A 23550-nucleotide genomic window follows, 5' to 3' on the forward strand; every position below is an offset into this window, starting at 1 on the left:
TCCCCGCGCCCCTTTGGTCGCGCCTGCGGCGCTCCGCCGGGGGCGGGGCCGGTGGGCCTCGGCGGCCCGGGCGCTGCGCCGGAGGCGCAAGCAGGGGCGCGGGGAACTGCGCGGCTCGCGTGCGGCGGCGTCGCAGTCGGCGACGGAGTTCGGGTTGCCGCCCGTTGGCCGTTGCCGGCTGCGGCGTCGTAGTCGCTTGTCCGCGCAGTTCCCCGCGCCCCTCGCTCGCGCCTGCGGCGCTCCGCTCGGGGCGGAAAAAGTCGCCGCCGAAGCGCGTGAGCGCCCAGCCGGTTGCTGTCCAGGTAACCGGCCGCGCGCCGCGCGCCACGGCGGCGAGATCGAGAAGGCGGGAGGGGCAGCCGATCAGTCCCGATCGGCGAGGACCGCGGTCCCCTGGCCCACCCCCACGCACATCGTGGCCAGCCCCCGCCGCTTCCCCTCCCGCGCCATCCGATGCAGCAGCGTGGTGAGGATCCGGGCCCCCGACCCGCCCAGCGGATGCCCCAGCGCGATCGCGCCGCCGGTCGGGTTGACGATCTCCGGGTCCACCCCCAGCTGGTCCACGCAGGCCAGCGCCTGCGCCGCGAACGCCTCGTTGAACTCGGTGGTGTCCAGCGAGTCGATCGTCCGCCCGGTCCGCGCCAGCACCCGCTGGGTGGCCGGCACCGGGCCGATGCCCATCACGTCCGGGTGGACGCCCGCCGAAGCGCCGCCCGCGTACCGCGCCAGCGGTTCGAGCCCGAGGTCGCGCAGCGCCTCCTCGCTCACCAGCAGCACGCCCGCCGCCCCGTCGTTCATCGGCGAGGAGTTGCCGGCGGTGACCAGCCCGTCCTTCTTGAAGACCGGCTTCAGCGAGGCCAGCTTCTCCAGCGAGGTGTCCGGCCGGATCGTCTCGTCCGCCGCCACCACCTCCCCGTCCGGCCGGGTCACCGGCACGATCTCCGCGTCGAACGCCCCGTCCTTCGCCGCCGCCGCGGCGGCCTGGTGGGACCGCAGCGCGAACGCGTCCATCCGCTCGCGGGTGATCCCGTACCGCGCGGCGACCTCCTCCGCGGTCTCGCCCATGGACAGGACGCCGTGGAGGTCCCTCATCCGCGGGTTGACCAGCCGCCAGCCAAGCCGGGTGTCGTAGGTGGTCATCTTGCCGGGGAAGGCCTGGTCGGGGCGCTCGATGACGAACGGCGCGCGGCTCATCGACTCGGAGCCGCCGGCCAGCACGATGTCGGCCTCGCCGGCCGCGATGGCCCGGGCGCCGGTGGTGACCGCCTCCAGGCTGGAGGCGCAGAGCCGGTTGAGGGTGGCGCCGGGGACGGTCTCCGGCAGCCCGGCGAGAAGCAGCGCCATCCGCGCGACGTTCCGGTTGTCCTCCCCGGCCTGGTTGGCGGCGCCCCAGTAGACGTCGTCCACGCGGGCCGGGTCGAGCTGCGGGACGGTGTCCAGCAGCCCGCGGAGGACCGTCGCGGCGAGGTCGTCCGGGCGCACGGAGGAGAGGGCGCCCTTCAGGCGGCCGGTGGGCGTCCGGCGGGCGGCGGCGAAGTACACGGGTCGCATGGGTGCGGGCCTCCTCGTCGAGGTTCGGCTGGCTGCCGGTTAAACTAGCAGTGCAAGTTTTAACGACTCTAACCCACCCCCGGCCGGCGACGGAAGGTGACGAGGATGGCCCGCCCCCGCAACCCCCTGCTCAGCCGGGAGCGGATCGTCGCCGCCGCCCTCGCCGTGGTCGACGCCGAGGGCCTGCCGGCCCTCTCCACCCGCCGCCTCGCGGTCGAGCTGGGGGTCTCCGGCCCGTCCCTCTACAACCACTTCGGCTCGATGGACGAGCTGGTGGACGCGCTGGTCGACGAGGTCATCGGCCAGGTCGACCTGTCGATGTTCGCGGCGGACCGCCGGGTGCCCTGGCCGGAGGCCCTCCGCGCCTGGGCGCGCTCGTACCGGGCGGCGCTGGTCGGCCACCCCCGGCTGGTGCCGGCGCTCGCGCAGGGCCCGAAGCGGCGTCCGCACTGGCTCCACCAGGCGGACGTGATGTTCGGGGCGCTGGTCGCGGAGGGCTGGCCGCGCGGCCAGGCGACCCGGATCGGCGCCCTGATGCGCTACTACATCACCGGCTCCGCGCTGGGCTCCTTCGCCCTCTCCTTCACCGAGGACGGCGAGCCGATCGAGAGCGCGGACTACCCCCACCTCGGCGAGGCCCATCTGCTGACGGACCGTCAGCGCGAGATCGACGAGAGCGCCTTCGAGCTCGGGCTGGACTCGCTGATCGCCGGCCTGACGGCCCGCTACCGGGAGATCGCCGCCCGCCCGCGGCAGCGCCTGGCAGACTGACCGCCACCTCGTCCGGTGCGCCCTCGACGGTCAACTCCCCGGACGGGCGGGGCCCCTGAGGCGCCATGAGGTCGATCGCGATCGCACACGCTTCAACAACGATGTGCGGGATCGTGATGGTCGGAACCCTTGACACCGCCCCCGGGTGTTGGTGCGATTTGCACGCTCGCGTTTGAATGTGTTTTCTTCACTCCCCCGGGGAGGGGTCATGGCGCAACCGATCGGCAGACGCTCGATACTTCGTGGCGCACTTTTCGGAGCCGGCGCCCTTGCCGCCGGACCCGTCCTCGCAGCCTGCTCCAGCGGCGGCAGCACCAGCAGTGCCGACGTCAGCAAGGCCTCTGGCACCGTCACCTTCGGCTCGAACGCCGCCGTGCCCGAGCCCAAGGGCGCCTACGAGAAGCTGTTCGCCCAGGCCAAGCAGGCCACCGGCATCAGCGTCAAGCCCAACTGGGTCGACCACAACACCTTCCAGCAGCAGATCAGCAGCTATCTGCAGTCCAACCCGGACGACGTCTTCAACTGGTTCGCCGGCGAGCGGATGCAGTACTTCGCCGACCAGGGCCTGGTCAGCGACGTCGGCCAGGTCTGGGACAAGATCGGCGGCTCCTACACGGCGGCGATGAAGGCCCAGTCCAAGGGCAAGGACGGCAAGTACTACCTGGTGCCGTTCGACTACTACCCCTGGGCCGTCTTCTACAGCAAGAGCCTGTGGAAGCAGAAGGGCTACACCGCTCCCACCACCTGGGCGCAGTACATCGCGCTGGCCAAGAAGATGAAGGCGGACGGGCTGATCCCGATCGCCTTCACCGACAAGGACGGCTGGCCCGCGATGGGCACGTTCGACTACCTCAACATGCGGATCAACGGGTTCGACTTCCACATCAACCTGATGCGCAACGGGGACAAGTGGAACACCCCGCAGGTCAAGCAGGTCTTCGACACCTGGCGCGAACTGCTGCCGTACTACTCGCCCGGGGCGCTCGGCCTCACCTGGCAGGAGGGCGCGCAGCAGCTCCTCACCCAGAAGGCCGGGATGATGGTCATCGGCCTCGACCAGATCGGCACCATCTTCACCGGCTCCAAGGCCGACGACCTGGGCTTCTTCGCCTTCCCCGAGATCGACTCGCAGTACGGGCAGGATGCGGTGGAGGCCCCGATCGACGGCTTCCTCGTCTCCAAGTCGCCGAAGAACAAGGCCGGCGCCTTCAAGCTGCTGGAGTACCTGGGCACCGCCACCGCGCAGCAGTTCTGGCTGGGCTCCAACCCGGCGGACATCGCCACCGCCAACGGCGTGGACACCTCCAAGTACACCCAGCCGCAGGCCGACGCGGTGAAGCTGATCACCGGGGCCAAGCAGCTGTCGCAGTTCATGGACCGCGACACCCGGCCGGACTTCGCCGACCCGGTGCTGCTGCCCGCCATCCAGAAGTTCCTGAACAGCCCCGGCGACGCGGCGTCGATCATCAAGAACATCGACGCGCAGGCCAAGACCATCTTCACCGGCTGACACCGACGCTCCGTCACGTCGGTCCCCGGACGGCCGTCCCGCCGTGGGCTTCGAGCCTGCGGCGGGACGCGCCCGGATCGGCACACAACAGGACAGGCCAGAACAGTGCACGACACGAGGACGCGATGACTGTGGTCGAGGGGGCGGTCCGCGGCGCCCCGGAACGCGACGAGGGGCGGGGCCGCCGTCGGCGGGTCCGGCGGCTGACCGGGCGCGACCGGGTGGTGCTGAGCCTGATGGCGGGCATCCCGACAGTGCTCACGGTCGGGCTGGTCTGGTTGCCGGCACTGGCCTCGATCGTGCTGTCGTTCTCCAACTGGTCCGGTTTCGGGGACTTCTCCTCGATTCAGTGGATCGGCACCGAGAACTACAAGAACATCTTCACCATCTATCCGGAGTTCCCGCCGGCCATCGGGCACAACCTGCTGTGGCTCGCGGTGTTCTTCTGCCTGCCGGCCCCGGTCGGGCTCTTTCTGGCGGTGCAGCTGGACAAGCAGATCAAGTTCTCCCGGGTCTACCAGTCGATCCTGTTCATGCCGGTGGTGCTCTCCCTGGCGCTGATCGGCTTCATGACCGAGCTGATCTTCAGCCCCACCCAGGGCCTCCTCAACAACCTGACCGGGCACGCCGACCACCACGTCATCGACTGGATCGGCAACCCGTCGATCAACATCTACGCGGTGCTGGTGATGGCCTGCTGGCGGCAGACCGGCTATGTGATGATCCTCTTCCTGGCCGGGCTGAAGTCGGTCGACGCCTCCCTGAAGGAGGCCGCCTCGCTGGACGGCGCCAACGGCTGGCAGGTCTTCCGGCACGTCACCTGGCCGGCGCTGCGGCCGATCAACGTCGTGGTGCTGGTCGTCACCGTGATCGAGTCGCTGCGCGCCTTCGACATCGTCTACATCATCAACAAGGGCACCAACGGGCTCCAGCTGCTGTCGGTGCTGGTCACCGACAACATCATCGGCGAGGCCAGCCGGATCGGCTTCGGCTCCGCGCTGGCCACCATCCTGCTGGTGATCTCGCTGATCTTCATCGTGCCGTACCTGATCAGCATGTTCCGAAGGGATCGAGGCGAATGACCGCGGCAGCAACAGAGTTGACGGTCCGTCCGGCGGCGGCGGACGACGGCCGCCCGCCGCGGCGCTCGCCCCGGCCGGCCCGGATCGCCCTCCACGTCTTCCTCGTCGTCACCTGCGTGATCTGGATCGCGCCGCTGCTCTACGCCCTCTACACGGCGTTCCGGCCGTACGGGGACACGGCGACCCGAGGGTACGTCTCGGTCGGCGGGCACTACGGCTTCGGCAACTTCACCACCGCCTGGACGCAGGCGCAGCTGCCGCACTACTTCCTCAACTCGATCTACATCACGGTGCCGGCGCTGGTCCTCACCCTGCTGCTGTCCAGCATGGTCGCGTTCGTCGCCGCCCGCTTCAACTTCAAGATCAACATCGCTCTGCTGGTGCTGTTCACCGCGGGCAACCTGCTGCCCCAGCAGGCGATCATCACCCCGCTGTTCAAGCTGTACCAGATGATCCCGCTGCCGGAGTGGATGGCCGCCTCCGGCAAGATGGACGACTCCTTCCTCGGCGTCATCCTGATCAACGTCGCCTTCCAGACCGGCTTCTGCGCCTTCGTCCTCTCCAACTACATGAAGACGATCCCGGAGGAGCTTGGCGAGGCCGCCCTGGTCGACGGCGCCTCGGCGTGGCGCCAGTACTGGCAGATCATCCTGCCGCTGTGCCGCCCGGTGCTGGCCGCCCTGGCGACCCTCGAGTTCACCTGGATCTACAACGACTTCTTCTGGGCCACGGTCCTGATGCAGACCGGCTCCAACCGCCCCATCACCGCGGCCCTCAACAACCTCACCGGCGAGTTCTTCGTCAACAACAACCTCATCTCGGCGGCCTCGCTGATCGTCGCCGTCCCCACCCTGGTGGTCTTCTTCACCCTCCAGAAGCAGTTCGTCTCGGGGCTGACCCTGGGCTCGACCAAGGGGTAGTCCGCCCCGGGCTCCCGCCCCCGGCGTCCTGGGCCGGGCGTCCGAACGGGCCGGTCAGGGCCGCCCACTGGAGGAGCAGGACCGTCTTGGCGTCGGTGATGCGGCTGTCCCGGGTCATCGACAGCGCTTCGGGGAAGGGGAGTTCGAGGACCTCGATGTCCTCGCCCTCCTCGGGGAGCCCGCCGCCGGGGCCGGTGCGGTCGGCGGCGGTGTAGGGGGCCGCGTAGAAGTGGAGGCGCTCCGTCACCGAGCCGGGGCTCATGTACGCGTCGAGGACGTGGGTCAACGGGCCGAGGGCGACGCCGAGTTCCTCCGCCGCCTCCCGGCGGACGGCGGTGACCGGGTCGTCCTCGTCGAGGAGTCCGGCCGCGGCCTCGATCAGCATGCCGTCCGGGTGCCCGTTGACCTAGGCGGGGTAGCGGAACTGACGGGTGAGCAGCACGCAGCCGCGCTCCGCGTCGTACGGCAGGACCACCGCGCCGTTGCCGCGGTCGTAGGTCTCGCGCTGCTGGGTCTCCCAGCGCCCGTCGCGGCGGCGGTAGTCGAAGGTGGTGCGGCGCAGTACGTGCCAGCCCTGGGAGGTGAGCTCGACGTCCCGGACGACCACGTCCGGGTTGCCGGCCAGCTCGCGCCCGGCGCGGTCGAGGCCGGTGCGGCCGCGGTGGTCGGGGGTGTCGAGGCCCGGGCGGGCGGCCCGCCCTTCGTGGTGGTCGCTCATGCCGGGTTACGATACACGCAGAAACGTGCAGGAACAGGAGAGAATGCGGATGCTGGCTGCTGAGCGGCGCGAACACCTGCTGGGCCTGCTGGCCCGCGAGGGCAAGGTGGTGGCCAAGGCCGTCGCCGCCGAGCTGGGCATCTCGGAGGACAGCGTCCGCCGCGACCTTCGGGACCTCGCCGCCGAGGGCCTCTGCCACCGGGTGTACGGCGGCGCGCTGCCGGTCTCGCCGGCCGTGGCCGACTACGCGGCCAGGACCGCCGTCACCCCCGACGGCAAGCGGAGGGTCGCGGCCAGGGCCGCCGGCCTGGTCCGGCCCGGCGGGGCGGTGATCCTGGACGGCGGGACCACGGCGCTCGCGGTGGCCCGCGCCCTTCCGCCCGAACTGGACTGCACGGTGATCACCCACAGCCCGACGATCGCCGCCGCCCTCGTGGAGCATCCGCGGGCGGAGGTCTTCGTGCTCGGCGGGCGGCTCTTCAAGCACTCGGCGGTGGCCTGCGGGGCCGCCGCGGTCGAGGCCGCGCGGAACGTCTCGGCCGACCTCTGCCTCCTCGGCGTCACCGGGGTCCACCCGGACGAGGGGCTGACCACCGGCGACGCAGAGGAGGCCGCGATGAAGCGGGCGCTGGCCGCCCGGGCCGCGGACACCTACATCCTCGCCTCCTCGGAGAAGGTCGGGACCGCCTCGCGGTTCCGGGTGCTGCCCTGGGAGGAGGTCAGCGGGCTGATCACGGACGCCGATCCGCGGGACCCGGCGCTGGAGTGGGTGGCCGCGCTGGGCGTGGAGGTCCTCGCGGCCGGCTGACCCGGGGCGCTCGACCCGGGCGGTCGACCTGCGCGGTCGGCGCGTGCGGACGACCCGGGCGCCCGCCGCCGTGTGAGCAGGGCCGGGCCGGGTAGCGGCCTGTAGAGGCCCGGTTACGGACGAGGAGGCGGTCGAAGATGCCTGAGCACCAGAAACGCGGACCGATCGCGGCCCTGTGGGACCGGCTGACCGGCCGGTCGCGGCGGAGCGTCGCGCAGCCGGGGGCGGTGGACGATCCCGTGCCGCCGGTGCCGGGGCCGCCGCCCGGGCCGGGCGGTCCTGAGCCGGGGCCCGCGCCGGCGCCGGTGCCCGAGCCGCTGGGGCCGGACCCCGTGCCCCGCCCCCGCCGGAACCGGGGATCGTCGACCCCGAGCCGCCCCGCCCGCCCGGTCAGGGCGTCCCGCCGTCCCCCGAGCCGCCGGCCCAGCCGCCGGACCCGCAGCCGCCGGGGACGCGCTCCCCGGGTGGCCCTGAAGCGCCTGGCGGCCCCGCCATGCCCGGCACCCCCGGGGGCCCGGGAGCCGCTTGAGCCGCCGCGCGTCGGAGAGCGGAGAGAGCATTCGCCAGACGGGAGGCTCAGCCCATGGCACGTCCGCGCATCGTTATCGTCGGGGCCGGCTTCGCCGGGCACCAGGCCGCACGGACCCTCTCCAGGACCGCCCGCGGGCGGGCCCGGATCACCCTGGTGAACCCCACCGACTACTTCCTCTACGCCCCGCTGCTCCCCGAGGTCGCCACCGGCGTCCTGGAGCCGCGGCGGATCGCCGTCCCGCTGGCCGGCAGCCTGCCCGGGGTCGAGCTCGTCCTCGGGCAGGCCCGGCGGGTGGACGTGAAGGGGCGTCAGGTCTCGGTCACCGACCCGGAGGGCCGGGAGCACGAGCTGGGCTACGACCGGCTGATCCTCTCCGTGGGCAGCGTCAACAAGCTGCTGCCGGTGCCCGGGATCACCGAGCACGCCCACGGCTTCCGCGGCCTGCCGGAGGCGCTCTACCTCCGCGACCACATCACCCGCCAGCTCGAACTGGCCGACACCGCGGAGGATCCCGCGGAGCGCGCGGCCCGCAGCACCTTCGTGGTGGTCGGCGCCGGCTACACCGGCACCGAGGTCGCCGCCCACGGCGTCCTCTACACCGCCGACCTGGCCCGCCGGCTGCCCCGGCTGCGGCGCGAGGAGCCGCCGCGCTGGCTCCTGCTGGACGTGGCGGAGCGGGTGCTTCCGGAACTCGACCCGCGGCTCTCCCGCACGGCGGCGAACGTGCTGACCGACCGCGGTGTGCGGCTGCGCCTCGGCACCTCGGTGGCCGAGGCGACCGCCGACGGCGTCCGGCTGACCGACGGCAGCTCCGTCCCCACCAGATCGCTGATCTGGTGCGTCGGCGTCCGCCCCGACCCGCTGGTGGACGAGCTCGGGCTGCCCACCGAGCGCGGGCGGCTGCTGGTGGACGAGCACCTCGCGGTGCCCGGCTGCCCCGGGGTCTTCGCCTGCGGGGACGCCGCCGCCGTGCCGGACCCCAACCGGCCGGGGGAGTACACCCCGATGACCGCGCAGCACGCCGTCCGGCAGGGGCGGCTGGCCGCCCGGAACGTCGCGGCCAGCTGCGGCCAGGGCGCCATGCGGCCCTACCGGCATCGGGAGCTGGGCTTCGCCGTCGACCTGGGCGGGCCGGACGCGGCCGCCGATCCGCTGCACATCCCGCTCGCCGGGGCGGCGGCCAAGGCGGTCACCCGCGGTTACCACCTGGCCTCGCTGCCCAGCAACCGGGCGCGGGTGGCCGCGGACTGGCTGCTGGGCGCCCTGGTGCCCCGGCAGACCGTCCAACTCGGCCTGGTACGGGGCTCGGTGGTGCCCCTGGAGAACACCTCGCCGGAGACCCCGGTGCTGCCGCGGAGTCCTGGGGACGGGTGACGCCGGTTTCGCCGGGTATGGGCGGAGAAGAGGGGGGTGACCGACAGTACCGAGGTACGGGAGAGAGGACGTTCGGCATGGCCGGCAAGGGCGCGCTGGCCGAGTACCAGCGCCGACGCGATTTCGCGAGGACCCGCGAGCCGCAGGGCGGCGGCGGGGAGGCGGGCGACCGCCCGGTCTTCGTGGTGCAGATCCACGACGCCAGCTCACTCCACTTCGACTTCCGGCTGGAGGCCGACGGGGTGCTGAAGTCGTGGGCGGTCCCCAAGGGCCCGTCCTACGATCCGCAGGACAAGCGCCTGGCCAGCCCCACCGAGGACCATCCGATGGAGTACCGGGGGTTCGAGGGCGTCATCGGCGAGGGCCAGTACGGCGCGGGCACGGTGATCGTCTGGGACCAGGGCACCTACCGGAACCTCAGCAAGGACAGGAACGGCGAGGAGATCCCGATGGCCGAGGCGCTGGAACGCGGGCACGCCTCGTTCTGGCTGGACGGCGACAAGCTGCACGGCGGCTACGCGCTGACCCGGATGCGCCGGGGCGGCGGGAGCGGTGGCGGAGGCCGCGACCGGGAGGCCTGGCTGCTGGTCAAGGAGTCCGACCGGCACGCCGGAAAGGGCCACGGCACCGATCCGCAGCGGGCCCGCTCCGCTCTCAGCGGGCGCACCCTCGGCCAGGTCGCGGCGGAGGACGAGGAGCGCTGATGGCCGCACGGGACACGGACGAGGACCCCAGCGAATCCCCCAGCGAACCCCTCGGCGAACCCCTCGGCCGGCTGCCGGAGGAGCAGCGACGGCTGCTGCGCCCGGCCGGGGACGGGGGCCCGGGGCAGGCGATGCTGGCCACCCTCAGCGACCGCCGCGACTTCGGGCACTCCGGCGGCTCCGGCGGCTCCAACGGCTCCGGCTCCGGTGGGTCCGGTGGCCCGGCTACGGAGGACTGGCTCTTCGAGCGGAAGCTGGACGGCGTGCGGCTGCTCGCCGAGCGCCGCGACGGCGGCCCGGTGCACCTCCGCTCGCGCACCGGCAAGCGCCTGGACGGCACCTATCCGGAACTGGTCGACGCCCTGGCCGCGCAGAGCCGGCAGGACTTCGCCCTGGACGGCGAGGTGGTCGCCCTCGACCGCGGACGCACCGACTTCTCGCTGCTCCAGCAGCGCAGCGGGCTGACCGACCCGGACGAGGCCAGGGCCAGCGGGGTGGCGGTCACCTACTACCTCTTCGACCTGCTGCGACTTGACGGCCAGGACACCACCCGGCTGCCGCAGCGCACCCGCAAGGCGCTGCTGCGCGACGCCCTCGACTTCCGCGACCCGCTGCGCTGGACCGCCCACCGCAACCGCAACGGCCACGACCTGCTGGCCGACGCCTGCGCACGCGGCTGGGAGGGGCTGATCGCCAAGCGCGGCGACGCCCCGTACCAGCACCGGCGCTCCGGGGACTGGCTGAAGCTGAAATGCGGCGGCGGGCAGGAGTTCGTCATCGGGGGGTTCACCGAGCCGCAGCGCAGCCGGGTCGGGCTGGGCGCCCTGCTGCTCGGCTACTACCAGGACGGGGAGCTGCGCTACGCCGGAAAGGTCGGCACCGGTTTCGACACCCGCACCCTGCGCGAACTCCGCTCCCGGCTGGACGAGTTGGCGCTGGGCAGCCCGCCGTTCGCGGACCGGGTCCGGGAGCGGGCGCCGCACTGGGCGCGCCCGGAACTGGTGGCGCAGATCGGCTTCACCGAGTGGACCCGGGACGGGATGCTGCGCCACCCCCGCTACCTCGGGCTCCGGCACGACAAGCCGGCCCGGGAGGTCGTCCGCGAGGTCCCGCGCGAGCGGGCCGGCCGGCAGGAGGAGAGGACTCGATGAGCGCGAAGACGGAGGCCAGGACCTTCCGGGTGAGCGGGCGGAGCGTCGAGCTCAGCCGGGCGGAGAAGGTGCTCTTCCCCGACGACGGGATCACCAAGGCCGACCTGGCCGAGTACTACCGGGCCGCGTCCGCGCGGATGCTGCCGCAGTTGCGCGGCAGGCCGCTGATGCTGGAACGCCACCCGGACGGCATCGGCGACGCCGGCTTCATGCAGAAGGACGTCCCGGACTACTTCCCGGACTGGATCCACCGCGTCGAACTGCCCAAGGAGGGCGGCACGGTGAGCTATCCGCTGGCCGAGGATGCCGCCGCGCTGGTCTACCTGGTCGGGCAGGGCTGCACCACCCTCCACCGGTTCCTCTCCCGGGCCGACCGGCCCGACGACCCCGACCGGATCGTCTTCGACCTCGACCCGCCGGGCGACGACTTCGCCCCGGTCCGGGAGGCCGCGCTGCGACTGCGGCCCCTCCTGGAGGAGGAGTTGAGGCTGCCGACCCAGGTGATGACGACCGGCTCGCGGGGGCTCCACGTGATCGTGCCGCTGGACGGCAGGTCCTCGTTCGACGAGGCGCGGGAGTTCGCGCGGGGGGTCGCCGAGGTGCTGGCCGGCCGGTACCCCGAGAGCCTCACCACGGCGCCGCGCAAGCAGGCCCGGAAGGGCCGGCTCTACCTGGACGTCCAGCGCAACGGCTACGGGCAGACGGCGGTCACCCCGTACGCCGTGCGCGCCCGGCCGGGCGCCCCCATCGCGGCCCCGATCACCTGGGAGGACGTCGAGGACCCCGAGCTGGGCCCGCGCCGCTGGACCCTCGCCGACGCGGACGCCCTGCTGGCGGACGACCCGTGGTCCCCGTCCCCGCGCGGCCGCTCCCTCGCCGCGGCGGCCCGCCGGCTCTCCGCCCTCGCGGAGTGAGCGAGGGCCGGCCGCCGGAGAATCGGGTGACCGGTCCGGGGTGAGGGTGTCCCGCGGCGGGCGGGCCGGGCGCAGTATGGATCCATGGGATCCGTCGGAACGGCGAGTGCCGCGACGCTGGGGTTGTTCCTCGGGATCGGCGGAGCGGTCGCCTATCTCGCGGGCGTGCAGGGGCTGCGCGAGGCGCAGCGGCTGCTGCGGGTGGGGGTGCCGGCGCGTGCGCTGGTGAAGACCGCGGCGGGGGCCGGCGGCGTCCGGCCGCTGCTGCAGTTCACCACGCGGGAGGGGGCGGTGCTGGAGGTGTACTCCCCGGTCCCGCCATCCCGCGCCCGGCCGCTGGCCGACGGCCAGGAGGTCGACCTCGCCTACGACCCGCTGGACCCCCGGCAGGTGGTGGTGCGCGGCCGCGCCCGCCTGGGCCTGGAGTACGCGTTCCTGGCCTTGGGCGGCGCCGCGGTGCTGGGCGCGCTGGCGCTGTTCGCGCTGCTGTAGCGCTCGGCGCCGAGCGCAGCGCCGCAGGCGCGCGCAAGGGGCGCGCAAGGGGCGCGGGGAACTGCGCGCCCAGGCAGCGATGGCGCCGCAGCCGGCAACGGCCACCGGGCTGCAACCGGGACTCCGTTGCCGAGGGCGGACCGTAAGCGGCCGGGCGCGCGGTTCCCCGCGCCCCTTGCTTGCGCCCGCGGCGCTGCGCCAGGGGCGGGGCTCAGTCGCCGAGGCCCGCCTCCTCGAGGTCGAGGGTGCGCTGGAGGCGGCGGCGGGTCGCGTCGGTGATGCGGTGGGACGCGTAGAGGCGGCGGAGCTCGGCGGTCTCGGCGGCGATGAGCGCGCGGCGGAGTTCGCGGTGGGCGGACAGCAGGGAGTCGGAGCGGTCGCTCTCGGTGTCCGGGGAGCCCGCCGCGGCATCCTCTATGCGGGCGGTGAGGCCGCGGCGGAGCTGGTCGACGACGACGTCCGGCGCGGCGTCGAGCTCGGCGAGCTGCTCGAGTTCGGCGAGGCCGGCCGCGGCCAGCAGCTTCTCCGCATCGGCCTGTTCGCGCGCGGTCGCCTCCGGCTCCAGCGCGATGCCGGAGCGGCGTACCACCGGCGCCAGGCTGAAGCCCTGGAGGACGAGGGTGAGGACGACCACCCCGGTCGTCATCACCAGCACCAGCGAGCGGTGCGGCAGCGGCAGCCCGTCGCCCGCCGCCAGCGGGATGGTCAGCGCGGCGGCCAGCGGCATGACGCCGCGGGTGCCGGCCCAGGTGACCACCATCGGCACCCGCCAGGAGAGGTGCTCCTGCCCCCGCCGGCGGGCCATCAGCGCGGTCATCGGGAACACCCACAGCATCCGCAGCGCGATCACCGTCGCCGCGACCGCCAGCACGCCCCAGGCCCAGCCGCGCTCGTCGGGCCTCAGATCGTGGATGAGGGAGGGCAGTTCGAGGCCGATGACGGCGAAGACCACGCTTTCCAGCAGGAAGACCACCGTGTCGTAGACGGCGTGCACCTGAAGGCGGATCTGGGCGTTGGTGAGGCGGTGGCCGGTCCCGCCGAGGATCACGCCGGCGACCACCACGCCCATCACCCCGGAGGTGTGGGCGTCCTCCGCCAGCACATAGGCCGCGTACGGGGTGACCAGCGCGATCACCGTCTCCAGCACCGGGTCCTCGGTGCGCCGGCGGATCAGCATCACCACGCCGGCGACCGCCGCCCCTATCGCCGCCCCGCCGCCGGCCAGCAGCCCGAACTGGCCCACCGCGTGCGGCAGGGAGAAGGCTCCGGCCGCGACCGCGCCCCCGACCGCCACCTTGAAGAGCACCAGCGAGGTGGCGTCGTTGAAGAGCGACTCGGACTGCACCATGACCTGTATCCGCGGCGGCAGCGACAGCCGGCGGCCCAGCGCGGTCACGGCCACCGGGTCGGTGGAGGCCAGCACCGCGCCGAGGACGAAGGCCATCCCCCCGCTGAGCGGCGAGACCAGCCGGGCGACCACCGCCACCGCCACCGCGGTGGCCAGCACAAGGCCGATGGCGAGCACCGTGACCGGCCGCCACACCTGCTTGAGGTCGCGCGCGGAGATCTCCTCCGCGGAGGCGTAGAGCAGCGGAGGCAGCACGCCAACGCTGATCACCTCGGGGGAGACGGCGATGTCGGGCACGAAGGGCAGCAGCCCGACCAGCACCCCCACCACCACCAGCACGGACGGTGCCGGCAGGCTCCAGCGCCGGGCGCCGGTCGCCACCACGGTGGCCAGGGCCACGAGCAGCAGGATGACGGTCAACTCGGACATGGCGGCAGGCCCCCGGGAAGTCGTGAACGCGGAAACGGCTGTGGAACTGCCGACCAGACTTCCCGGCGCACCGCCCACCATCCTATTGAGACGGCGGTCTGCGTCAAAGCTTCGTAAACGAGGGCGGGCGTGGCGCAAGGGACCCGTTAACGGACGTCCCCCACCCGGATGACGTGCGCTTCCCTACCAGTGCCGGGTCCTCCGGCAGTGCGTCCCTTCGACCCCTGGGGTGGCTACCCATGTCCGACGTCGCCTACATCGGGCTGACGATCCTCGTGTTCGTCGTCCTCGCGCTGATCGTCAAGGGGGTGGAACGGCTGTGAGCGCCGACAACCTGATCGGACTGATCGTCTCCGTCGCCCTCGTCGGCTACCTCGTCATCGCCCTCATCCACCCGGAGAAGTTCTAGTGAACCCGACACTCGCGGGCCTGCTGCAGGCGCTCGCTCTGGTGGCGGCGCTGGCGCTGTCGTACCGCCCGCTGGGCGACTACATGGCGCACACCCTCACCACGCGGAAGCACCTCGGGCTGGAGAGAGGCGTCTACAAGCTGATCGGCGTGAACGGTGACGCCGAGCAGACCTGGGCCGCCTATGTCCGCAGCGTGCTGGCGTTCTCGGCCGTCTCGGTGCTCTTCCTGTACCTGCTGCAGCGCCTGCAGAGCCACCTCTTCCTCTCGCTGGGAATGAAGCCGGTCGGCCCCGGCATGTCCTTCAACACCGCGGCCTCCTTCGTCACCAACACCAACTGGCAGTCGTACTCGGGGGAGTCGACGCTCGGCCACCTGGTGCAGATGGCCGGTCTGGCGGTGCAGAACTTCGTGTCGGCCGCGGTGGGCATCGCCGTGGTGGCCGCACTGATCCGCGGTTTCACCCGGAAGAAGACCGAGCACGTCGGCAATTTCTGGGTGGATCTGACCCGCGTCACCCTGCGGGTGCTGGCTCCGCTGGCGGTGGTCTTCTGCATCGTGCTGATGGCCGGCGGCCTGGTGGAGAACTTCCACGGGATCCAGCAGATCCACACCCTCAGCGGAGGCACCCAGAACATCCCGGGCGGTCCTGTGGCCTCCCAGGAGGTCATCAAGGAGCTGGGCACCAACGGCGGCGGCTTCTACAACGCCAACTCCGCCCACCCCTTCGAGAACGCCAACCCGTTCACCAACTGGCTGGAGATCTACCTCCTGCTGGTGATCTCGTTCTCGCTGCCGCGCACCTTCGGCAGGATGGTCGGCGACAACCGGCAGGGCTACGCCGTCGTCTCGGTGATGGGCCTGTTCTGGACCGCCTCGGCCGCGCTGAACACCTTCTTCGAGTGGCAGCACAGCGGCACCGCGCTGCACGCGGCGGGCGCGGCGATGGAGGGCAAGGAGGTCGCCTTCGGCATTCCGGGCTCGGCGCTCTTCGCCACCTCGACGACGCTGACCTCGACCGGTGCGGTGGACTCCTTCCACGACTCGTTCAGCCCGGGCGGCGGCGGCCTGACGATCTTCAACATGATGCTCGGTGAGATCGCGCCCGGCGGTACCGGCTCCGGCCTCTACGGGATGCTGGTGCTGGCGGTCATCACGGTCTTTGTCGCCGGACTGATGGTCGGGCGGACCCCCGAGTACCTGGGGAAGAAGCTCAACGGCCAGGTGATGAAGTTCGCCGCGCTCTACATCCTCACCACCCCGGCGCTGGTGCTGGTCGGCACCGGCATCGCGATGAGCTTCACGGGTGAGCGCAACGCCATGCTCAACAGCGGGGCGCACGGCTTCTCGGAAGTGCTCTACGCCTTCACCTCGGCGGCCAACAACAACGGATCGGCCTTCGCCGGGCTCACGGTGACCGGGAACTTCTGGGAGGTCATGCTCGGCCTGGCGATGCTCTTCGGCCGCTTCCTGCCGATGATCTTCATCCTCGCGCTCGCCGGATCGCTGGCCCGCCAGCAACCCGTGCCCACCGGCACCGGAACCCTGCCCACCCACCGCCCGCTCTTCGTCGGAATGCTCTCCGCCGTGGTGCTGATCGTGGTCGGCCTCACCTACTTCCCGGCCCTGGCACTCGGGCCGCTCGCGGAAGGTCTCCACTGATGACCGTGCCCCAGACCCCCACCGTCCCGTCCCCGGCGCCGGCCGCGCCGGAGGGGCAGCAGCCGCCGCAGACGCCTGTGGAGCACCGCGTCGGCGGCGGGCTGATGGACCCCGGAATGCTCGTCAGGTCCCTCCCGGACGCGATGAGGAAGCTCGACCCCCGGGTGATGGTCAGGAACCCGGTGATGTTCGTGGTGGAGATCGGCTCCGTGCTGACCACCGTCTCGGCGATCCGGGTGGAGTCGGCCTTCGCCTGGGTGATCGCCGCCTGGCTGTGGCTGACCGTCGTCTTCGCCAACCTGGCGGAGGCGGTGGCCGAGGGCCGCGGCAAGGCGCAGGCCGACACCCTGCGCAGGACCAAGACCGACACCACCGCCCGCCGGGTGGTGGGCGACTGGGTGCCGGGCGCGCCCGCGGCGGCCGTCCGCGAGGAGGAGGTGCCGGCCACCGGGCTGCGGCTGGGCGACTTCGTGATCGTCGAGGCGGGGCAGACCATCCCCGGCGACGGCGACGTCGTCGAGGGCGTGGCCAGCGTCGACGAGTCGGCGATCACCGGCGAGTCGGCCCCGGTCATCCGGGAGTCCGGCGGTGACCGCTCGGCGGTGACCGGCGGCACCAGGGTGCTCTCCGACCGGGTCGTCGTGAAGATCACCTCGGAGCCCGGGAAGACCTTCATCGACCGGATGATCGCCCTGGTCGAGGGGGCGGCCCGGCAGAAGACCCCGAACGAGATCGCGCTGAACATCCTCCTCGCCTCGCTCACCGTCGTCTTCCTGCTGGCGGTCGTCACCCTGCAGCCGATGGCCGCGTACGCCGGGGCCGAGCAGTCCCTCGTGGTGCTGGTGGCCCTGCTGGTCGCGCTGATACCGACGACGATCGGGGCGCTGCTCTCGGCCATCGGCATCGCCGGGATGGACCGGCTGGTGCAGCGGAACGTGCTGGCGATGTCGGGGCGCGCGGTCGAGGCCGCCGGGGACGTCTCCACTCTGCTGCTGGACAAGACCGGGACGATCACCTTCGGCAACCGCCAGGCGGCGGAATTCCTGCCGGTCGGCGGGGTGCCGATCACCGAACTGGCCGATGCCACCCAGCTGTCCAGTCTCGCCGACGAGACGCCCGAGGGGCGGTCGATCGTCGTGCTGGCCAAGGAGAGGTACGGGCTGCGGGCGCGCGAGCAGGGGGAGTTGGCGCACGCGGAGTGGATCGGGTTCACGGCCCAGACCCGGATGTCGGGCGTCGACCTGGACGAGCCGTCCGGCACCCACCGGGTGCGCAAGGGCGCGGCCGGGTCGATCCGGAGCTGGGTCGAGGACGGCGGCGGCACGGTCGGCGCCGACCTGGAGGAGACCGTCGAGCGGATCTCCGGGATGGGCGGCACGCCGCTGGTCGTCGCCGAGAGGCGCGGCGGGCAGCCGGCCCGGGTGCTGGGCGTCATCCACCTCAAGGACGTCGTCAAGCACGGCATCCGGGAGCGCTTCGAGGACCTGCGCCGGATGGGCATCAAGACGGTCATGATCACTGGCGACAACCCGCTGACCGCCAAGGCCATCGCGGAGGAGGCCGGCGTGGACGACTTCCTCGCCGAGGCCACGCCCGAGGACAAGATGGCCCTCATCAAGAGGGAGCAGGCGGGCGGCAAGCTGGTCGCGATGACCGGCGACGGGACGAACGACGCCCCGGCGCTGGCCCAGGCGGACGTCGGCGTGGCGATGAACACCGGCACCATGGCCGCCAAGGAGGCCGGCAACATGGTGGACCTGGACTCCAATCCGACCAAGCTGATCGAGATCGTGGAGATCGGCAAGCAGTTGCTGATCACCCGGGGCGCGCTGACCACCTTCTCCATCGCCAACGACGTGGCGAAGTACTTCGCCATCATCCCGGCGATGTTCGCGGGGGTGTATCCGGGGCTGCGGCACCTCAACATCATGGGGCTGCACTCGCCGACCTCGGCGATCACCTCGGCGATCGTCTTCAACGCGCTGATCATCATCGGGCTGATCCCGCTGGCGCTGCGGGGGGTCAAGTACCGGCCGTCGAGCGCGAGTTCGCTGCTGCGCAGAAACCTCGGCATCTACGGGGTGGGCGGGCTGATCCTGCCGTTCGTCGGGATCAAGCTGATCGATCTCGTCGTGCAGTTCATTCCGGGCCTCCGGTAGAAGGGAGTTGATTCGACATGGCAGTCATGGGCAAGCCGCTTCCCACGCCGGTGCGCAACCACCTCACGGGACTTCGCCTGCTGCTGGTGTTCACGGTGCTGCTGGGACTCGCGTACCCGCTGCTGATGACCGGCATCGGGCAGGGCGTCTTCCACCACCAGGCCAACGGGTCGCTGGTGAAGGTCGAAGGAAAGGTCGTCGGGTCTTCGCTGCTGGGCCAGAACTTCGAGCTGAAGAACGGCAAGCCGGACCCCAGGTGGTTCCAGCCGCGGCCGTCCGCGGCGGGGGAGTCCGGGTACGACGGGGCCTCGTCGACGGCGTCGAACCTGGGGCCGAACGACCCCGGGCTGACGAAGACCGTCAAGCAGCGGAAGGCGGAGGTCGCGGCGTTCAACGGCGTCTCGCAGAGCCAGGTCCCGCCGGACGCGGTGACGGCCTCGGGGTCCGGGCTCGACCCCGACATCTCGCCGCAGTACGCCGCGATCCAGGTGGACCGGGTGGCGAAGGCGCGGGGGGTGGACGCGTCCAAGGTGCGCGCGCTGGTCGCGCGGTACACGCAGGGACGTGACGCGGGGTTCCTCGGGGAGCCGCGGGTGGACGTCCTGGAGCTGAACATCGCGCTGCAGAAGCTGAGTTGACGGGGTGCGGGACCGCCCCGGGCCCCGCTGAGTAGCCCCGGACGGAGCGCCGCAGGCGCGAACCAGGGGCGCGGGGAACTGCGCGCCCGGCCGTCTACGGCGCCGCACCCGGCAACGGGGTCTGGGTTGCAACCCAGTGGTCGTTGCCGGGTGCGGCGCCGTTGCGCGCGGGCCGCGCGGTTCCCCGCGCCCCTGGAATCGCCCTTCGGGCTTCTTCCGGGGGCGGCTACGCCGCCGTCGCGACGTCGCTGTCGCGTTCGACCAGCGCGGCGTACCTGCCGCCGAGGGACATCAGCTTCGCGTGGCTGCCGACCTCGGCGACCTCTCCGTGGTCCAGGACCACGATCTGGTCCGCGTCCCGGACGGTGGACAACCGGTGGGCGATGGTGATCGTGGTCCGCCCCGCGGACAGCGCGTCGATCGCCGACTGCACCGCCGCCTCGGTGCGGGTGTCGAGCGCGGACGTCGCCTCGTCCAGGACCAGGACCGGCGGGTCGCGGAGGATGGTCCGCGCGATGGCCAGGCGCTGCTTCTCGCCCCCGGAGAAGCGGTAGCCGCGCTCGCCGACCAGGGTGTCGTAGCCGTCCGGCAGGCCGGCGATGTGGTCGTGGATCCGCGCCGCCCGCGCCGCCGCGACCAGCTCCTCGTCGGTCGCGTCCGGCTTGGCGAAGCGGAGGTTGTCGGCGACCGAGGCGTGGAAGAGGTAGGTCTCCTGGGAGACCACCCCGACCGCCGCCGCCAGCGCCTCGAAGGAGAGGTCCCGGACGTCCGTCCCGTCGATGGTCACCCGCCCGGCGTCGACGTCGTACAGCCGGGGGACGAGGTAGCTGAGGGTGGTCTTGCCGGAGCCGGTCTCGCCGACCACGGCGAGCGAGCCGCCGGCCGGGATGTCGAGGTCGATGCCGCTGAGGGTGGGCCGCGGCTGCGCCGCCTCGTAGCGGAAGTCGACGTTCTCGAAGCGGACGTGGCCGGCCGCCCGCCGGTGCGGGGTCAGCGCGTTCGGCCGCTCGGTGATGCCGGGGACCAGGTCCAGGTACTCGAAGATGCGCTGGAAGAGCGCCAGCGAGGTCTGCACGGAGACGCCGACCTGGAGGAGGGAGACGGTCGGGCGGAACAGATTCTGCTGGAGGGTGGTGAAGGCCACCAGCGTGCCGATGGACGCCCCCGCCTGGCCGGCGGTGAGCATCCCGGCGACCCAGTAGATGACCGCGGGCATGCAGGCCATCACGATCTGGATGGTGGACTGCCGCCAGCGGCCGGCCATGTCGGCGCGGACCTCCAGGTCCGCCAGCGCCTGGGACTCCCGCTCGAAGTCCGCGCTGAGGGCGCGCGAGCGGCCCATGGTCCGGCCGAGGAGGATGCCGCTGACGGAGAGGGACTCCTGCATCACCGAGGAGATCACGGCGAGCTGCTTCTGCCGCTGGCCGGCTATCCGGCGCCGCTCGGTGCCGACCCGCCGGCTGATCCACACGAAGAGCGGGAGGAGCACCAGCGAGACGACGGTCAGCTTCCAGTCCAGCGCGATCATCGCGATGACCGTCGCCACCACGGTGGTGAAGTTGGACACCAGCGAGGTGGCCGTGGTGGTGACGGTGGACTGCATTCCGCCGATGTCGTTGGCGATCCTGGACTGCACCTCGCCGGTGCGGGTCCGGGTGAAGAAGGCCAGCGGCATCCGCTGGAGATGGGCGTAGACCGAGGAGCGGAGGTCGTGCATCACCCGCTGGCCCACGGAGGTGCTCAGATAGGTCTGGAGGACGGAGAAGACCGAGTTCGCCACGGCGATGACGATCATGCCCAGGGCGAGCAGCGAGAGGAGGCCGGTGCGGCCGTGCGGGATGGCGTCGTCCAGGATCCCGCGGAGCAGGAACGGGGAGGCGACGGACACCAGGGACGAGGCGCCCACCAGCAGTCCCACCACGAGGAGCTGGACCCGGTAGGGCCGGAAGAGCCGGACGATCCGGCGCAGTTGGCGCGGCGGTGCGGATTCCCCCGCCGCGCGCTTCGGCGGGGTCCAGTTGATCTCGGGTGGTTTCACTATGGGGTGCCTCCAGGGGCCGGGTTTCGGGACAGGTGAGGGTCTGCGCTCGTCAACTGAGCGTACAGCATAATTGTTCCCGCTAATAGTGAGTATAGCTCTGTAATTTTGGGGGCCGGCCGTTCAGCGCATCACCGTGCCCCCGTCCACGCTGAGGACCTGGCCGTTCACCCAGGACGCCGCGTCCGAGAGGAGGACGGCGGTCATCGCCGCGATGTCCGCGGGCTCACCGAGGCGCGGGCTCGGGGTGCCGCGCAGCAGCTTCCGCTTGAGCTCCTCGGAGGCGCTCTCGCGGACCCGGTCGGTCAGCACCAGACCGGGCGCGATGGCGTTGGCGCGGACGCCCTCCCGGCCCCAGCGCGAGGCCACATGCCGGACCAGGGCGTTGATCCCGGCCTTGGTGGCGGCGTAGGCGGGGCGGGTCGGCTCGCCGACGAAGGCGGCGTCGGAGGAGGTGTGGACGAGCGCGCCGCCGCCGCCCGCCAGCAGCCGCGGCACCACGTGCCGGGCGACCAGCATGTGGCCGCGGAGGTTGACCGCCATGATGCCGTCCCACACGGCGAGGTCCATGTCGACCACGTCGGTGTCGCCGGGCAGCAACTGCATCGCCCCCGCGTTGACGTGGGCGCCGTCCAGGCCGCCGTACGCGTCGACGGCGGTCTCGACCAGGGCGCGCACCGAGGCCTCGTCGGCGATGTCCACCCGCACCGGGACGGCCTGGCCGCCCTCCCCGATGATGGCCTCGGCGACGGCCTCGGCGCCGGGCAGGTCGATGTCGCCGACCACCACCCTGGCCCCCTCGGCGGCCAGCCGGCGGGCGGAGGCGGCGCCGATCCCGGTGGCCGCACCGGCGACGATGACGGACTTTCCGGCGAGTCGTTCGGCTTGGGGGGTCTCAGTCATGCGCGCCAGTATGGGAACGCCGTTCGCAGGAGGGAAGGGCGTCGCGGGCCGCGCGGCCCCAAGGCTCAGAGGTCGGTGAGCTCCTCGGCGTAGACCTGGGACAGCGGCTGCGGGCCCACGTACTGCTGGCAGTCGCACTGGCCGGGCTCGAAGCGCAGCGGCTTCCTGTTCTCGTCCCAGGCCGTGGGCACCTCGACGCGCTCGTGGCAGCGGCCGCCGCGGTCGTGCTTGGCGAGATGGTGGGTGCAGCCGCAGATCGGCTCCGGCGGCCTCCGGGCCGCCTCGACGGCCAGCCGCTCCTCCTTCGCCGCCTCGATCCTCTGCAGCCTCCGCTCATGGCGGTTGCGCAGCGCGGTGCGGACATTGTCCGTCACCCAGGCGAAGCCGCCCGTCCAGAAGACGATGAGCACCCACCAGAACCAGCTCACGGTTTCCCCCTCCCCGTGTCCCCCTGGCAGCCAGCATAGACGGCCGGGGTGACGGCGGGTCAGTTCTGCCGGGGAAGCAGCTCCTCGGCGAAGCGGGCCAGGAACTCCGGGAAGGGGCGGGTGCCGGCGTAGTAGACGACGAACTTGCTGAGGCCGGCGTCGATGTACTCGTCGAGGAGCGCGTGGAGCCGCGGCCAGTCGGCGGCGGCGAGCCGGCCGGGGTCGGCGCCGGGGCGGCGGTCGCGGGCGGTGGCCACCAGCCGGGGCGGGAGTTCGCCGTCGGCGAGGGTGAGGCTGATGCCGTAGTGGTCGGCGTCGATGGCGCGGCCGGCCTCGGCGGCGGACTCCTCGATGGCCTCCCGGGCGGCGCGGGCCTCCGGCGGGGTGAGGAAGCTGCCCAGCCAGCCGTCCCCGTGGCGGCCGACGCGGCGGAGGCCGGCGGGGGCGCTGCCGCCGAGCCAGAGGTCGAGCGGTTTGCCGGGGCCGGAGCCAGAGCCGGGGCCGAGGTCGCCTCCCGTGAGGGCGGCGCGGAGGTCGCGCAGGGCCTCGTCGAAGGCGTCGCCGCGGCGGACGCCGGCCGGGAGCGGGAAGTACGCCCGCTCGGCGCGGCGGGCCGGCTGGAGGCCGAAGACCGGCAGGACGCGACCCGGGGTGAGGGCGGCGAGAGACGCCAACTGCTTGGCGACCAGGGTGGGTTGACGTCCGGGCAGGACCGCGACGGAGGTGCCGGCCTTGAGCCTGCGGGTCCTGGCGAGGACGTGCGCCATGCCGATGAAGGGGTCGGCGGCGGGGGAGTGGATGTGCTCCGAGAGCCAGAGCGAGTCGATCCCCGCGGCCTCCGCCTGGTCGGCGACGTCCCCGAGCGTCCCCGCGGGCGTCGAGGCCCCGAGCCCCACCCCGAACCGCACCTTCAGCTTCGCCATGCGCCCGAGGGTAACGCGCGCGCCCCGGAGGTAGCGCCGCAGGCGCATCTCGGGGGCGCGGGGAACTGCGCGCCCGGCCGGCTACGG

20 protein-coding genes and 1 pseudogene are annotated in these 23550 nt (G+C 72.4%); 14 read left to right on the forward strand and 7 right to left on the reverse strand.

Features of this window, described 5'->3' with window-relative positions:
• Positions 1-363: 363 nt before the first annotated feature.
• Positions 364-1551, reverse strand: a complete 1188-nt coding sequence (locus BS73_RS30630; protein WP_037577665.1) for a thiolase family protein — start codon at positions 1549-1551, stop codon at positions 364-366.
• Between the two features lie 105 nt (positions 1552-1656).
• Here BS73_RS30630 and BS73_RS30635 point away from each other — a divergent pair, with 105 nt between their 5' ends.
• The 4 genes from BS73_RS30635 (at position 1657) to BS73_RS30650 (ending at position 5834) form a co-directional block, all read left to right on the forward strand.
• Positions 1657-2322 carry a TetR/AcrR family transcriptional regulator gene (locus BS73_RS30635; RefSeq protein WP_037577666.1) on the forward strand — a complete coding sequence of 222 codons (666 nt, stop codon included), beginning with the start codon at positions 1657-1659 and terminating at the stop codon, positions 2320-2322.
• A gap of 208 nt (positions 2323-2530) precedes the next feature.
• Positions 2531-3832, forward strand: a complete 1302-nt coding sequence (locus BS73_RS30640) for an ABC transporter substrate-binding protein (protein WP_037577667.1) — start codon at positions 2531-2533, stop codon at positions 3830-3832.
• A gap of 125 nt (positions 3833-3957) precedes the next feature.
• Entirely contained in the window at positions 3958-4914 is a 957-nt protein-coding gene (locus BS73_RS30645) for a carbohydrate ABC transporter permease (protein WP_037577668.1), read from the forward strand.
• Positions 4911-5834: a carbohydrate ABC transporter permease gene (locus tag BS73_RS30650; protein WP_084704476.1), complete on the forward strand. Its 924-nt coding sequence runs from the start codon at positions 4911-4913 to the stop codon at positions 5832-5834. The genes BS73_RS30645 and BS73_RS30650 overlap by 4 nt, the downstream gene beginning before the upstream one ends.
• Here the strand turns inward: BS73_RS30650 and BS73_RS30655 are convergent.
• Positions 5779-6552, reverse strand: a pseudogene (locus BS73_RS30655) (NUDIX domain-containing protein). The gene BS73_RS30650 and the pseudogene BS73_RS30655 overlap by 56 nt on opposite strands.
• A 49-nt stretch (positions 6553-6601) precedes the next feature.
• Between BS73_RS30655 and BS73_RS30660 the strand changes: the two are divergent.
• The 6 genes from BS73_RS30660 (at position 6602) to BS73_RS30685 (ending at position 12527) form a co-directional block, all read left to right on the forward strand.
• Positions 6602-7360, forward strand: coding sequence for a DeoR/GlpR family DNA-binding transcription regulator (locus BS73_RS30660; protein WP_037581948.1), 759 nt, complete (start codon positions 6602-6604; stop codon positions 7358-7360).
• Between the two features lie 583 nt (positions 7361-7943).
• On the forward strand, positions 7944-9266 hold the full coding sequence (locus tag BS73_RS30665) for an NAD(P)/FAD-dependent oxidoreductase (protein WP_037577670.1): 1323 nt from the start codon (positions 7944-7946) through the stop codon (positions 9264-9266).
• Positions 9267-9343: 77 nt separating this feature from the next.
• A complete protein-coding gene (locus BS73_RS30670; protein ID WP_037577671.1) occupies positions 9344-9970 on the forward strand; it encodes a DNA polymerase ligase N-terminal domain-containing protein in 627 nt (208 codons plus the stop codon).
• On the forward strand, positions 9970-11121 hold the full coding sequence (gene ligD, locus BS73_RS30675; protein ID WP_084704477.1) for a non-homologous end-joining DNA ligase: 1152 nt from the start codon (positions 9970-9972) through the stop codon (positions 11119-11121). Before BS73_RS30670 ends, ligD (BS73_RS30675) begins: the two co-directional genes overlap by 1 nt.
• On the forward strand, positions 11118-12035 hold the full coding sequence (ligD, locus tag BS73_RS30680; RefSeq protein ID WP_037577672.1) for a non-homologous end-joining DNA ligase: 918 nt from the start codon (positions 11118-11120) through the stop codon (positions 12033-12035). Before ligD (BS73_RS30675) ends, ligD (BS73_RS30680) begins: the two co-directional genes overlap by 4 nt.
• A gap of 84 nt (positions 12036-12119) precedes the next feature.
• Positions 12120-12527 carry a DUF3592 domain-containing protein gene (locus tag BS73_RS30685; RefSeq protein ID WP_051941174.1) on the forward strand — a complete coding sequence of 136 codons (408 nt, stop codon included), beginning with the start codon at positions 12120-12122 and terminating at the stop codon, positions 12525-12527.
• Positions 12528-12738: 211 nt separating this feature from the next.
• On the opposite strand, the gene BS73_RS30690 is transcribed toward BS73_RS30685, so the two are convergent.
• Positions 12739-14304 carry a Na+/H+ antiporter gene (locus BS73_RS30690; protein WP_037577673.1) on the reverse strand — a complete coding sequence of 522 codons (1566 nt, stop codon included), beginning with the start codon at positions 14302-14304 and terminating at the stop codon, positions 12739-12741.
• Between the two features lie 319 nt (positions 14305-14623).
• Here BS73_RS30690 and kdpF point away from each other — a divergent pair, with 319 nt between their 5' ends.
• Genes kdpF through kdpC form a run of 4 tightly spaced genes read left to right on the forward strand, consistent with a single transcriptional unit; the run spans position 14624 to position 19171 of the window.
• On the forward strand, positions 14624-14713 hold the full coding sequence (kdpF, locus tag BS73_RS37905; RefSeq protein WP_037577674.1) for a K(+)-transporting ATPase subunit F: 90 nt from the start codon (positions 14624-14626) through the stop codon (positions 14711-14713).
• The gene (gene kdpA, locus BS73_RS30700) at positions 14713-16374 is read left to right on the forward strand and encodes a potassium-transporting ATPase subunit KdpA (RefSeq protein ID WP_037577675.1); all 1662 of its coding nucleotides are present in this window, start codon (positions 14713-14715) and stop codon (positions 16372-16374) included. The genes kdpF and kdpA overlap by 1 nt, the downstream gene beginning before the upstream one ends.
• Complete coding sequence (gene kdpB, locus BS73_RS30705; RefSeq protein ID WP_037577676.1) at positions 16374-18533, forward strand: potassium-transporting ATPase subunit KdpB; 2160 nt, start codon at positions 16374-16376, stop codon at positions 18531-18533. Before kdpA ends, kdpB begins: the two co-directional genes overlap by 1 nt.
• A gap of 26 nt (positions 18534-18559) precedes the next feature.
• The gene (kdpC, locus tag BS73_RS30710) at positions 18560-19171 is read left to right on the forward strand and encodes a potassium-transporting ATPase subunit KdpC (RefSeq protein WP_051941175.1); all 612 of its coding nucleotides are present in this window, start codon (positions 18560-18562) and stop codon (positions 19169-19171) included.
• Between the two features lie 226 nt (positions 19172-19397).
• Here the strand turns inward: kdpC and BS73_RS30715 are convergent, their stop codons facing one another.
• The 4 genes from BS73_RS30715 to BS73_RS30730 form a co-directional block, all read right to left on the reverse strand.
• The gene (locus BS73_RS30715; RefSeq protein ID WP_037577677.1) at positions 19398-21209 is read right to left on the reverse strand and encodes an ABC transporter ATP-binding protein; all 1812 of its coding nucleotides are present in this window, start codon (positions 21207-21209) and stop codon (positions 19398-19400) included.
• Between the two features lie 123 nt (positions 21210-21332).
• Entirely contained in the window at positions 21333-22112 is a 780-nt protein-coding gene (locus BS73_RS30720) for an SDR family NAD(P)-dependent oxidoreductase (RefSeq protein WP_037577678.1), read from the reverse strand.
• A gap of 65 nt (positions 22113-22177) precedes the next feature.
• The gene (locus tag BS73_RS30725; protein WP_037577679.1) at positions 22178-22540 is read right to left on the reverse strand and encodes a hypothetical protein; all 363 of its coding nucleotides are present in this window, start codon (positions 22538-22540) and stop codon (positions 22178-22180) included.
• Between the two features lie 59 nt (positions 22541-22599).
• Complete coding sequence (locus BS73_RS30730; protein ID WP_235215588.1) at positions 22600-23463, reverse strand: TIGR03854 family LLM class F420-dependent oxidoreductase; 864 nt, start codon at positions 23461-23463, stop codon at positions 22600-22602.
• Positions 23464-23550 lie beyond the last annotated feature (87 nt).

Source organism: Phaeacidiphilus oryzae TH49 (assembly GCF_000744815.1).
GTDB classification, from domain to species: Bacteria; Actinomycetota; Actinomycetes; order Streptomycetales; family Streptomycetaceae; genus Phaeacidiphilus; species Phaeacidiphilus oryzae.

Coding starts and splice junctions, on each gene's coding strand:
- BS73_RS30630 (WP_037577665.1), bottom strand. CDS start 1,551: ATGCGACCCGTGTACTTCGCCGCCGCCCGCCGGACGCCCACCGGCCGC.
- BS73_RS30635 (WP_037577666.1), top strand. CDS start 1,657: ATGGCCCGCCCCCGCAACCCCCTGCTCAGCCGGGAGCGGATCGTCGCC.
- BS73_RS30640 (WP_037577667.1), top strand. CDS start 2,531: ATGGCGCAACCGATCGGCAGACGCTCGATACTTCGTGGCGCACTTTTC.
- BS73_RS30645 (WP_037577668.1), top strand. CDS start 3,958: ATGACTGTGGTCGAGGGGGCGGTCCGCGGCGCCCCGGAACGCGACGAG.
- BS73_RS30650 (WP_084704476.1), top strand. CDS start 4,911: ATGACCGCGGCAGCAACAGAGTTGACGGTCCGTCCGGCGGCGGCGGAC.
- BS73_RS30660 (WP_037581948.1), top strand. CDS start 6,602: ATGCTGGCTGCTGAGCGGCGCGAACACCTGCTGGGCCTGCTGGCCCGC.
- BS73_RS30665 (WP_037577670.1), top strand. CDS start 7,944: ATGGCACGTCCGCGCATCGTTATCGTCGGGGCCGGCTTCGCCGGGCAC.
- BS73_RS30670 (WP_037577671.1), top strand. CDS start 9,344: ATGGCCGGCAAGGGCGCGCTGGCCGAGTACCAGCGCCGACGCGATTTC.
- ligD (WP_084704477.1), top strand. CDS start 9,970: ATGGCCGCACGGGACACGGACGAGGACCCCAGCGAATCCCCCAGCGAA.
- ligD (WP_037577672.1), top strand. CDS start 11,118: ATGAGCGCGAAGACGGAGGCCAGGACCTTCCGGGTGAGCGGGCGGAGC.
- BS73_RS30685 (WP_051941174.1), top strand. CDS start 12,120: ATGGGATCCGTCGGAACGGCGAGTGCCGCGACGCTGGGGTTGTTCCTC.
- BS73_RS30690 (WP_037577673.1), bottom strand. CDS start 14,304: ATGTCCGAGTTGACCGTCATCCTGCTGCTCGTGGCCCTGGCCACCGTG.
- kdpB (WP_037577676.1), top strand. CDS start 16,374: ATGACCGTGCCCCAGACCCCCACCGTCCCGTCCCCGGCGCCGGCCGCG.
- kdpC (WP_051941175.1), top strand. CDS start 18,560: ATGGGCAAGCCGCTTCCCACGCCGGTGCGCAACCACCTCACGGGACTT.
- BS73_RS30720 (WP_037577678.1), bottom strand. CDS start 22,112: ATGACTGAGACCCCCCAAGCCGAACGACTCGCCGGAAAGTCCGTCATC.
- BS73_RS30730 (WP_235215588.1), bottom strand. CDS start 23,463: ATGGCGAAGCTGAAGGTGCGGTTCGGGGTGGGGCTCGGGGCCTCGACG.